This is a genomic window from uncultured Enorma sp., assembly GCA_905210055.1.
Taxonomy (GTDB): domain Bacteria; phylum Actinomycetota; class Coriobacteriia; order Coriobacteriales; family Coriobacteriaceae; genus Enorma.
Genome location: CAJLVH010000204.1, coordinates 1 through 2,192 on the forward strand (window position 1 = coordinate 1; position 2,192 = coordinate 2,192).

The following is a 2,192-nucleotide window of genomic DNA, read 5'->3' on the forward strand; positions in this document are numbered from 1 at the left end:
GCTGCGCGCTCGCGGCTGCCCAGTCTGTTGATAAGGATACCAGCCATAACCACCTTGCTCCACTCTACGACGGCTCTACGCAACGAGCTGCCTGCCCGATCCTTGCACTCTGATGTATTCTACCGTCATTCAGAACGCTGCCCGCTCCAAACGACCTTCCGCAAACCTTAAGTCGTTGAAACGTGCTTACCCGGAAATGCTGGTCTACCAATAGCATCTACGGGTAGAACAATACTAACGCGCTCGCCGAGACGCGGCATGAGCGCACCTGCCTTAGGGAGGCATCTATGTACCCGTACGACCCCAATCACGATTACGTGAGCGATTATATCGACCAGTGGAACCGACAGATTCGTGCCACGAAGATCTGGATGGCGGTTATCGGCATCGTGCTCGTAATCACCGGACTTGCCAGCGCGATCGCACCGTTCAGCATGTATGCGTTCATCCAAACGTTCGCCGCCGTCGCGCTCATCATGCATGGCGCCTCGCACCTGGTGAGTTACTTCCAGACGCCGCAGTTCTTCCGCAACGGCGCGACGCTCGCATCGGGTCTGTTGAACGCCCTGCTCGGCATCTTGCTGCTTGCGCTGCCTGCCACGCTTACCGCCGGAACCATCGTGTTCCTGCTGGCGTTCCTGCTGGTGACCATGGGCATCGAGCGCATCTCGTTCGCCCAGAACATGAAGTACTACCAGCTTGGCGGTTCCACCGCAGGCATGATCACGGGCATCGTCGATATCGTACTCGGCATCGTGTTCGCCCTTATGCCGCTCTTCGCAAGCGCGGCAATCAGCATCCTCATCTCGGCATACCTGGTTGTTGCCGGCGTGGCGCTCATCGTGGAGAGCCTTTCGATCAAGCGCATCGACCGATGAAGCCGTAGCGCTCAGCACGAGACGATGCAAATAAAGGCGGTGGGAACCGGGCTGTCCGATTCCCACCGCCTTTTCGTCAAAACGTTTACCTGTGAACGCGCTTACAGGTACTTGCGCCAATCGTCTTCGTCATCGTCGTCCTCTGCCCGCGTCGTGCGCGCCGATTCCTCCGCGGCCTTCGCAGCAGCCGCTGCGCGGGCGGCATCAGCATACGACGTTGCTGGCGCCTCGGGAAACGCGCTAAACGCATGCTCGAACTTCGCGAGGTTCTCGTCGTAGCGCGTGCGCGGGATAGCGAATATCACCTGCTTCACGCCGTGCGAACCACTCGCCAACTCCTCGCGGAACATCTCGGCAACTTGCTCGGCGTCCCATCCGAACACGCCGCAGCCGTATGCCCCGAGCACCGCTTTCTCGCGGCCGAGCGCATCGATGATTGCAAGCACGAAGCGAATGCGATCGCGCATGGAGGCGGCGAGCGTCTCTTCGCTCACGTGGTAATCCGCACGGGCGCGCTTCGCGTTCGGCGCCGCCGCGACGACGACGTCCGCGTAGGCATGCATCTTCCCGCGCTCGAAACGCACAGCGGGAACCACGAGCGCACGTTCGCGATACAGCTCGCAGTTGATGTTGCGGCGGCGGTTTTCACCATACCAATCGCGCTGTTCATTGAGGACGTTGTACAGGTAGGACTCCGTGCAGAGCGCTTCCTCTTGGGCGAGGCCGCCGCGAATGTAACCGCCGCCCGGATTCACGAACGAGGCGAAATCGAGCACCGCAAGGTCGCAGAACTGGGCGTAGCCGCGCCCGTTCTCGAGAATCGCCGCCACAGAGTCGAGCGGGACGACCGTTACGTCGGGCACGCACGGCTCAGCAACCTCGACGGAAGGCATGCCCTCGTAGCGCGTCACGCCTTCAAGAGAACGCGCGATATCCTTCGCAAGGCGCGCTGCCACGTCCGCCGTATGCTGCTCGGCAGCCTTCTTGCGCGCCTCGCGCTTCGGGTTCTCGCGCCCGTTGCCACGGGTTCCCCCATTGCGCCCGTTTCCTGAACGGCGATCGTCCCTACACTCCATGTCATCACCTCTGTACCCGGATCTCTTCGGACTCCCATAAGGATACCCGGAAGCGGGGCATCGCGCACGCGGCACGCTAAAGGCAAAGCGCGGCACAAAGAGGCTTCGCGAGCGGAGTGCAAAGGCGTCGCGCACGCAATTACCTGCTTTGGCGCGCTCGAAACGTCACCGGAGTCGGAAATCTGGCCAAAAACGAAAGGTTGGTGACACTTCCTCCCGGGGAATGAGGGTGCGGATC

2 protein-coding genes are annotated in these 2,192 nt (G+C 61.2%); one reads left to right on the forward strand and one right to left on the reverse strand.

Annotated features, from left to right (window positions below):
- Positions 1–287 precede the first annotated feature (287 nt).
- The gene (locus QZ079_RS09170; RefSeq protein WP_297037543.1) at positions 288–878 is read left to right on the forward strand and encodes an HdeD family acid-resistance protein; all 591 of its coding nucleotides are present in this window, start codon (positions 288–290) and stop codon (positions 876–878) included.
- Between the two features lie 101 nt (positions 879–979).
- On the opposite strand, the gene QZ079_RS09175 is transcribed toward QZ079_RS09170, so the two are convergent.
- Positions 980–1,954: a TIGR02452 family protein gene (locus QZ079_RS09175; RefSeq protein WP_297037544.1), complete on the reverse strand. Its 975-nt coding sequence runs from the start codon at positions 1,952–1,954 to the stop codon at positions 980–982.
- Between the last annotated feature and the right edge of the window lie 238 nt (positions 1,955–2,192).

Coding starts and splice junctions, on each gene's coding strand:
- QZ079_RS09170 (WP_297037543.1), top strand. CDS start 288: ATGTACCCGTACGACCCCAATCACGATTACGTGAGCGATTATATCGAC.
- QZ079_RS09175 (WP_297037544.1), bottom strand. CDS start 1,954: ATGGAGTGTAGGGACGATCGCCGTTCAGGAAACGGGCGCAATGGGGGA.